An 8,570-nucleotide genomic window follows, 5' to 3' on the forward strand; every position below is an offset into this window, starting at 1 on the left:
GTAATGCGTGGTTCGTATTGTTCTTGTAATGCTTGCTTTTCAATTTCATAGCTTTCTGGAAGTTCATCGCTATCTTCGTAAAATCGATTTAAAAGGTCTAAATCGTGATTCCAACGCACTCTCGCTTCTTTTGCCCACGTGTGGTCATCTTCAGCAATTATACTTTTTAAAGCATCCTCTATACGTTGTAAGCCACTTTGTGGCTTAATGATAGGTGAGAGGGTAAAACAAAAGTCAGGTATTTTCGGTGTGAGTTTGATCTCTGCTAAAGTGTCGTGAAAGTTTGCAATCATTGTCCCGGAAATAAGATGAATACCGATGGAATGAAGTATGTCTTTTTTTCGGTCGCATTGATAAGATACTTTTATATTTACACCAAGCCAAGGATGAAGGGGGGTATGAGTTGCCCCGCTATGTTTCACTTCCTCGTATAAACGTATGTATGAACCTAGTTCTTTTGTCGTTTCAAAGATTTGATGCAAACGGGGTGAACCGTAATGAATAAGTTCACCGTCGTTTTCTTCGTTTTCTGGATTTGTAATAAGAGTAAGGCGCATCGGGTTCGGAACGCCTCCTGTTTTTTCAAGATAGTGCCAATAGAAAGGGCGGTTCATTAATAATTTATCCATTTCAATTGTTAACTGCACGTCTAATAGGTGAGGGGAACGTTCTAAAATTTCGCAGTTATTCGCCTCAAAAAAGTTATATAAGTAATTATGAATTTCATTTTGCTGCATAGTCYTGCACCTCTGCTTCATTGCGCTTCGCAAAATCGATAATAGATGTTAAATTTTCCATCTTGATTCGAATTTCACCTTCGCTTTTTGACTGCGCGAAAATTTCTTGAATATGCGCATCAATATTTTTCATGTTGATTCTCGTTAAAATTTCATCGAGTTCACCGATTACACGTTCAAATAAATTAATTTTTTCATATAGTAGTTTTAAAATGTGCTCTTCAACAGTGTGCTTTGTTGCTAAGTTATAAATATGAACATCATTTTTTTGTCCAAGACGGTGAATACGTCCAATCCTTTGCTCGAGTCRCATTGGATTCCACGGTAAGTCGTAATTAATCATATGGCTACAAAATTGTAAGTTAATTCCTTCACCACCAGCTTCGGTCGCAATTAATACTTGGGCATGATTTTGGAAAAGCTCCTTCATCCAATCTTTCTTCCCGCGCTTAAATCCACCGCGAAATGGAACAGAGGAAATGCCATGTTGTTGTAAGAACCATTGTAAATACATTTGTGAAGCTCTATATTCAGTGAAGATAATGACTTTATCGTCAACTTCTTTTATAAGCTCTAGTGCTTTATTTGCTTTGGAGTTGAACGGAATATGATTAATTTTGTCCATCAGCACATCAATATGTGGGTCCTTTATGTAGTGCTCATTTTCTTTCTGTCTTTTTTCTACATGTTTTTTTAATGAATAGTAAACAGCTTCACGACTACTACATGCTTCCCGTTTTAAAGTTAAGGATGAGAAAGCAGATGTGACGGCATCTTGTCCACGCCAATTTTCAATTTCATTATACAAAGCTTGTTCTTCTTCATTGAATTCAACGAAGATTGTTCGTACATGCCTCTTCGGCCAATCAATGCCAGTGTTATTGCGTCTATTTCGAACCATTACCGGTGAACGTTTCGCAGTATCGATTGATGAAACGATGACATCAGCTTGTTCCCAAGAATAACTTTTCTTTTGAGCGACCGCAGGAATAAAAAATTTTGTGTTTAGTTCATACGCCCACTGAGATACGAGAGAAGCTGGAACGAGAATGAGTACCTTTTTTACAAGTCCTCGAACCATATATTCTTTTAAAATAAGTCCAGCTTCAATCGTTTTTCCAAGTCCGACTTCGTCTGCTAGAATCGCTTTACCATTCATTTGTTCAATGACATTTTGAGCGACCTCTAATTGATGTGGAAGCGGCGTGAAATGTGATAAATGTTTCGGTGCTTGCAATCCGTCAAAAGTAGGGACGAGTAACGATTTCTCTGTTTTATAAGCTAAATGATATAAATCCCAATTTGTCCAAGGACCATCTTCATCAATTCTTTTTAAAAAATTGTTTTGCCACGTTCGATCTACGGAAATATCGACATTCATTAAGACTCTCCCACCTTTTATAAACTAAAGTGATTATTTAAAAAATCTTTATTATAAGCCTCGTAATAAGGCGCTATCACAATTACTAAAAGTTAAAGAATAGGCAATGATAAAGGGCTAAATTTCAAAATTTGTATTTAATAAGATTAAGAATGAAAAATTCTAAATTATTTTTTATGCTAGAATATTGATGAAATATAGCGAATAATGTTAGGATAATGGTGTGAAATGTGTGGAATCTTTCGTATTTTATCCAAGAAAGTAACTTTTTATTTACGCTTTCATAAAAAAATATACTGAGATTCCGTATAACCTTATCTTTTCAGAATGAAAATGTTTAGATATGGGAAGCAACTTTTATTGATTTGTCAGAGCATAAGGGGGAAAGAGCATGATTACATTACAACGTACACCGTTATTTGATGTATACGCGAAGTATGGTGGGAAAACAGTCGACTTCGGTGGTTGGGAATTACCAGTTCAATTTTCAAGCATTAAAGAGGAACATGAAGCTGTACGTACAGGAGCAGGTTTGTTCGATGTATCTCATATGGGAGAAGTAGAGGTAAAAGGTGTAGATAGTTTAGCATTTTTACAACGTGTTGTTACAAATGACGTATCTACCTTAAAGGTAGGGGGCGCACAATATACAGCTATGTGCTATGAAAATGGTGGCACAGTAGATGACTTATTAATCTACAAACGTGGTGAAGAAGACTATTTATTAGTAATCAATGCATCAAATATCGAGAAAGATTACGAATGGTTAGCTAGCCATGTAATTGGCGATGCGAAAGTAGTCAATGTTTCTAGTGAAGTTGCGCAGCTTGCAATTCAAGGACCAAAAGCAGAAGGCATTTTACAAAAAGTTGTGTCAGAAGATTTAAAAGAAATTAAGTTCTTTAAATTTAAAAATAATATTCTTGTAGATGGAATTCCTGCACTTGTATCTCGTACAGGTTACACAGGTGAAGATGGATTCGAAATTTACTGTAAGAGTGAAGATGCAGCAAAACTTTGGGAGAAACTTCTTGAAGTGGGAGCAGAAGAGGGCTTAAAACCATGTGGCTTAGGTGCTCGTGATACACTTCGCTTCGAAGCAACACTTCCGTTATACGGACARGAGTTATCAAAAGATATTACACCGATTGAAGCGGGAATTGGCTTTGCGGTAAAACCAAATAAAGAAGCAGATTTCTTTGGAAAAGAAACGTTAAAAGAGCAAAAAGAAAACGGTGCATCTCGTAAATTAGTCGGCATCGAAGTAATCGAACGCGGTATTCCTCGTACGCATTACCCTGTATTTATAGGAGAAGAAAAAATCGGGGAAGTAACGAGTGGTACACAATCTCCAACGTTAAAGAAAAGCATTGGTTTAGCACTAATTGATGTAAAATACGCAGCAGTTGATACAGAAGTAGAAATTGAAATTCGTAATAAACGCGTCAAAGCAGTAGTTGTTCCAACACCATTTTATAAACGTTCAAAGTAACGGGGAGAGGGGTAGATTTCATGTTGCATCGTTATCTTCCAATGACAGAAGAAGACAAAAAAGAAATGTTACAAACAATCGGCGTTCAAACGATTGATGAGTTATTCTCTGATATTCCAGAGAGTGTTCGTTTTAAAGGGGATTTAAAAATTAAAGAAGCAAAATCAGAGCCAGAGCTTTTAAAAGAGYTATCTCAAATGGCTAGCAAAAATGCGAACTTAAAAGAATATGCTTCTTTCTTAGGAGCAGGTGTATACGATCATTACGCTCCAGTAATTGTTGATCATGTTATTTCTCGTTCAGAGTTTTATACAGCATACACACCATACCAACCAGAAATTTCACAAGGGGAATTACAAGCAATTTTTGAATTCCAAACAATGATTTGTGAATTAACAGGAATGGATGTAGCAAACTCTTCTATGTATGATGGAGGTACAGCTTTAGCTGAAGCGGCAATGCTAGCAGCTGGTCATACTCGCAAAAAGAAAATTCTTGTATCTAAGGCAGTTCATCCAGAATCAAGAGCGGTACTTGAAACATATGCAAAAGGTCAAAATCTTGAAGTTGTTGAAATTGATCATAAAAACGGTGTAACAGATTTAGAAGTATTACAAAGTGAAGTAGATGATACAGTTGCTTGTGTAATCGTTCAATATCCAAACTTCTTCGGACAAGTGGAAAAGTTAGCTGATATCGAAAAAATCGTTCATCAACAAAAATCATTATTTATCGTTTCTTCAAATCCATTATCATTAGGCGCATTAACACCGCCAGGAAAATTCGGTGCTGATGTTGTAATCGGTGATGCACAACCATTCGGTATCCCAACGCAGTTTGGTGGACCGCACTGTGGTTACTTTGCAACAACGAAAGCATTTATGCGTAAAATTCCAGGACGTCTTGTCGGACAAACTGTAGATTCAGATGGTAAACGTGGATTTGTATTAACGTTACAAGCACGTGAACAGCATATTCGTCGTGATAAAGCGACGTCTAACATTTGTTCAAACCAAGCGTTAAATGCATTAGCAGCTTCTGTTGCAATGACGGCACTTGGCAAACAAGGTGTAAAAGAAATGGCACGTCAAAACATTTCTAAAGCACAATATGCAAAACGTCAATTTGAAGCGAAAGGTTTCACAGTAACGTTCGCTGGACCATTCTTTAATGAATTTGTTGTAGATTGTAAACGTCCAGTTAAAGAAATAAATGATGTATTAATACAAAAGAATATTATCGGTGGTTACGACCTAGGCCGTGATTATAAAGAGCATGAAGACCATATGCTTGTAGCGGTAACAGAGCTTCGTACAAAAGAGGAAATTGACACACTTGTAAACGAAATGGGGGCTATCCAATGAAGAACCAAGACCAAGCACTTATTTTTGAAGTGACTAAAGAAGGACGCGTAGGATATAGCTTACCCAAATTAGATGTRGAAGAAGTAAAATTAGAAGATGTGTTTGAGAGTGATTATATTCGAGTAGAAGATGCAGAGCTTCCAGAAGTATCTGAACTTGATATTATGCGCCATTACACAGCGCTTTCAAACCGTAACCACGGTGTGGATTCTGGATTCTATCCACTTGGGTCTTGTACGATGAAATATAATCCGAAAATTAATGAAAACGTAGCTCGTTTCGCAGGCTTTGCAAATATTCATCCACTTCAAGATGAAAAAACAGTGCAAGGTGCAATGGAATTAATGTATGACTTACAAGAACATTTAATTGAAATTACAGGTATGGATACTGTTACGTTACAACCAGCAGCTGGTGCACACGGAGAATGGACAGGATTAATGTTGATTCGTGCATATCATGAAGCGAACGGTGACTTTAACCGTACGAAAGTAATCGTTCCTGACTCTGCTCACGGAACAAACCCGGCGTCTGCAACAGTAGCTGGTTTTGAAACAATTACGGTGAAATCAAATGAACATGGTCTTGTTGACTTAGATGATTTAAAACGTGTTGTAAACGAAGAAACAGCAGCACTTATGTTAACAAATCCAAATACATTAGGCCTATTCGAAGAAAATATTTTAGAAATGGCAGAAATCGTCCATAACGCAGGCGGTAAATTATACTATGATGGTGCAAACTTAAATGCGGTATTAAGCCAAGCACGCCCAGGAGATATGGGATTTGACGTTGTGCATTTAAATCTTCATAAAACATTTACAGGTCCKCAYGGCGGCGGTGGCCCAGGTTCTGGTCCAGTAGGTGTGAAAGCTGATTTAATTCCGTACTTACCAAAACCGATTTTAGAGAAAACRGAAAATGGCTATCACTTTAACTATGATCGTCCAGAAGCAATTGGGCGTGTGAAACCATTCTATGGTAACTTCGGAATTAACGTTCGTGCATACACATATATTCGTTCTATGGGCCCAGATGGCTTGCGTGCAGTAACTGAGTATGCTGTATTAAATGCGAACTATATGATGAGAAGATTAGCACCATTCTATGATCTTCCGTTCGATAGACATTGCAAGCATGAATTTGTATTATCAGGTCGTCGTCAAAAGAAACTTGGTGTACGTACATTAGATATTGCAAAACGTCTGCTTGATTTCGGTTACCATCCACCAACAATTTACTTCCCATTAAATGTGGAAGAATGTATTATGATTGAGCCAACAGAAACAGAATCAAAAGAAACATTAGATGGTTTCATTGATAAGATGATTCAAATTGCTAAAGAGGTAGAAGAAAATCCAGAAGTTGTACAAGAAGCACCACATACAACAGTAATAAAACGTTTAGATGAAACATTGGCTGCTCGTAAACCAGTTTTACGTTATGAAAAGCTAGCACCTGTACAAGTGTGATTGGAAAAAAAAGAACTCGCTACATGCGGGTTCTTTTTTTTTTGCAACATTGGTGCGGATAGAATGAAAAAAATGTTAAAAATTTATATTTTTTGTTTCATATTGCTGTAAAGATGCGGTTTTATAGGTGTTTTTGTTGAAAAAGTCGGTTTGATAAAAGTATTTATTTTTGTTAGAATTTTATTGAAATTAAGAAGATGTGATGAGGTAGAAATTACTCATTTTTATGTATATGTGAAAAAACGAGCAAGACGGGGGTGGAAGCGTGGGATATCGATGTTATAGAATGGTATACCATTTAGAAAATGGAGAAACAATTAAAGATGTAAAAGAATTTTGTTACCGAGACCAAGGGAAAGTGTTAGAAAGAGTAGCGCACCGTGTAATGGATAATAGAGAAGTGACAGCGATTGATAAACAAGGAACAATCATTTCAATAGCGTGTGAGGACATTGTAAAGGTAGAACTTGATTACATAACAGAAAGTTAACCTTGAGTCATATCGAATTATTCGATACAATATACTGTTGAATGGTGAAGAGAGAAGAGAGGAGTTTATCATGGGTAATACAAGACACTTTTATATGTTTATTTTAGCGTTTGTTCTTGTTGTGGCGTTAACGATTTATTTAATTGTTGATAGCAGCTGGTACAATACAGTTCATCCAGCATTCCTTCTTTTTATGTATGTAGGAATTGCGGTTGTTAGTTTCGGAATGAGAGACGAAATGTTAGATCGCTTTGAAAAGTGATACATATACGAAAGACCAACAGGAAAATGTTGGTCTTTTTTTCTTGCTAAAAATAGGATRTTGTGTATATACTGTATATATAAAGTATATACAGTATATACACACACTGGAGGAAAACATGAATATTATTATTTCGAATTCTTCCCAAGACCCTATTTATGTGCAAATAAGAAAACAATTAAGCCAGCTTATTTTAAATGGTGGTTTAAAGGGTGGAGACCAATTACCGTCTATTCGTAGCTTAGCGAAGGAATTACAAATTAGTGTAATTACAACGAAGCGTGCGTACGAGGAGCTTGAAAAAGAAGGATATATAGAAACTGTTGCTGGGAAGGGGACTTATATTTCACGTAAAAATAATGAACTATTAAAAGAACAGCGGCTACGTCTATTGGAAAGTAAAGCGGAAGAGATTGTGAATGAAAGTAAAGTGTTGCAGCTTTCGCTTGAAGAGTTGCAACAGATGATTGCGTGTTTATACAAGGGGGAATAAGAGATGTTAGAGCTAAAAAACGTTTGTAAAACTTATCAAGATTTCTCAGTGAAAAATGTAAGTTTTACATTGCCACGTGGATATATTATGGGATTTATTGGACCGAATGGAGCTGGRAAAAGTACGACGATCAAAATGATTATGAATTTAATCAGAAAAGAGAGCGGTGATATAAAAATTTTTGGTAAGGACAATAAGAAAGCCGAAAAGGAAATAAAACAAAATATCGGTTTTGTRTATGATGAAAATCATTATTACGAAGATTTAACGTGTGAGCAAATGAAACGGATTATTGCACCGTTATATAAAAAGTGGGACGAAAAGCAGTATCAATCGTATATGCAGAGATTACAAGTTCCAACGTATAAAAAGATTAAAGAGTTATCCAAAGGGATGAAAATGAAATTTGCGATTGCAATCGCACTTTCACATCACGCGGAGTTTATCATTATGGATGAACCGACAGCAGGATTGGACCCAGTTGTTCGAAGTGAATTGCTTGATATGTTGCAAGAGATTGTAATGGAAGATGAAGTGTCTGTCTTATTTTCCACACACATTACTACAGACTTAGAACGCATCGCAGATTACATTACGTTCATCAATGATGGAGAAATTATATTTACTGGTGAGAAAGATGAATTAATGGAGAACTACGTAATCGTAAAGGGAAACAATGATTTATTAGATCGAGAAGGAAAAGAACTATTTGTTGGATTACGAAAAAATAAATTTGGTTTCGAAGGTTTAGCAGAGGATAAACAAGCAATTATCGATTGGTTTGGAAATGAGGTTGTATTAGAAAATCCTACATTAGATGATATTATCGTTTACACTGCGAAAGGGAGAGGTGCCTATGCGTCAGCTCATCTATAAAGA

At 36.3% G+C, this 8,570-nt stretch carries 9 protein-coding genes; 7 read left to right on the forward strand and 2 right to left on the reverse strand.

Annotated elements, in window-relative coordinates; translation table 11 throughout:
• Together AC1DJR_RS12880 and AC1DJR_RS12885 are read right to left on the reverse strand one after the other, a co-directional pair.
• Positions 1-737: YqhG family protein (locus AC1DJR_RS12880; RefSeq protein WP_477002759.1), on the reverse strand; the 737-nt coding region annotated here is incomplete at its 3' end.
• On the reverse strand, positions 724-2,118 hold the full coding sequence (locus AC1DJR_RS12885) for a DEAD/DEAH box helicase (protein WP_477002760.1): 1,395 nt from the start codon (positions 2,116-2,118) through the stop codon (positions 724-726). The genes AC1DJR_RS12880 and AC1DJR_RS12885, both read right to left, overlap by 14 nt.
• A 391-nt stretch (positions 2,119-2,509) precedes the next feature.
• On the opposite strand from AC1DJR_RS12885, the gene gcvT reads away from it, so the two are divergent.
• The 7 genes from gcvT to AC1DJR_RS12920 all read left to right on the forward strand — a co-directional run bounded on the left by gcvT (position 2,510) and on the right by AC1DJR_RS12920 (position 8,567).
• A complete protein-coding gene (gene gcvT, locus AC1DJR_RS12890; RefSeq protein WP_002034013.1) occupies positions 2,510-3,610 on the forward strand; it encodes a glycine cleavage system aminomethyltransferase GcvT in 1,101 nt (366 codons plus the stop codon).
• A gap of 20 nt (positions 3,611-3,630) precedes the next feature.
• Positions 3,631-4,974: an aminomethyl-transferring glycine dehydrogenase subunit 1 gene (gene gcvPA, locus AC1DJR_RS12895; RefSeq protein ID WP_002034012.1), complete on the forward strand. Its 1,344-nt coding sequence runs from the start codon at positions 3,631-3,633 to the stop codon at positions 4,972-4,974.
• Positions 4,971-6,446 (forward strand): aminomethyl-transferring glycine dehydrogenase subunit 2, encoded by a 1,476-nt coding sequence (gene gcvPB / locus AC1DJR_RS12900; RefSeq protein WP_002122485.1) that lies wholly within the window; start codon positions 4,971-4,973, stop codon positions 6,444-6,446. The genes gcvPA and gcvPB overlap by 4 nt, the downstream gene beginning before the upstream one ends.
• 286 nt (positions 6,447-6,732) lie before the next feature.
• The gene (locus AC1DJR_RS12905) at positions 6,733-6,936 is read left to right on the forward strand and encodes a DUF3929 family protein (RefSeq protein WP_000262495.1); all 204 of its coding nucleotides are present in this window, start codon (positions 6,733-6,735) and stop codon (positions 6,934-6,936) included.
• Between the two features lie 70 nt (positions 6,937-7,006).
• Positions 7,007-7,198 (forward strand): hypothetical protein, encoded by a 192-nt coding sequence (locus AC1DJR_RS12910; protein WP_002088608.1) that lies wholly within the window; start codon positions 7,007-7,009, stop codon positions 7,196-7,198.
• Between the two features lie 118 nt (positions 7,199-7,316).
• Entirely contained in the window at positions 7,317-7,691 is a 375-nt protein-coding gene (locus AC1DJR_RS12915; protein ID WP_429686894.1) for a GntR family transcriptional regulator, read from the forward strand.
• 3 nt (positions 7,692-7,694) lie between these two features.
• Positions 7,695-8,567: an ABC transporter ATP-binding protein gene (locus AC1DJR_RS12920; protein WP_429686893.1), complete on the forward strand. Its 873-nt coding sequence runs from the start codon at positions 7,695-7,697 to the stop codon at positions 8,565-8,567.
• Positions 8,568-8,570 lie beyond the last annotated feature (3 nt).

Source organism: Bacillus sp. 05T31, assembly GCF_056396725.1.

Coding starts and splice junctions, on each gene's coding strand:
- AC1DJR_RS12910 (WP_002088608.1), top strand. CDS start 7,007: ATGGGTAATACAAGACACTTTTATATGTTTATTTTAGCGTTTGTTCTT.
- AC1DJR_RS12905 (WP_000262495.1), top strand. CDS start 6,733: ATGGTATACCATTTAGAAAATGGAGAAACAATTAAAGATGTAAAAGAA.
- AC1DJR_RS12915 (WP_429686894.1), top strand. CDS start 7,317: ATGAATATTATTATTTCGAATTCTTCCCAAGACCCTATTTATGTGCAA.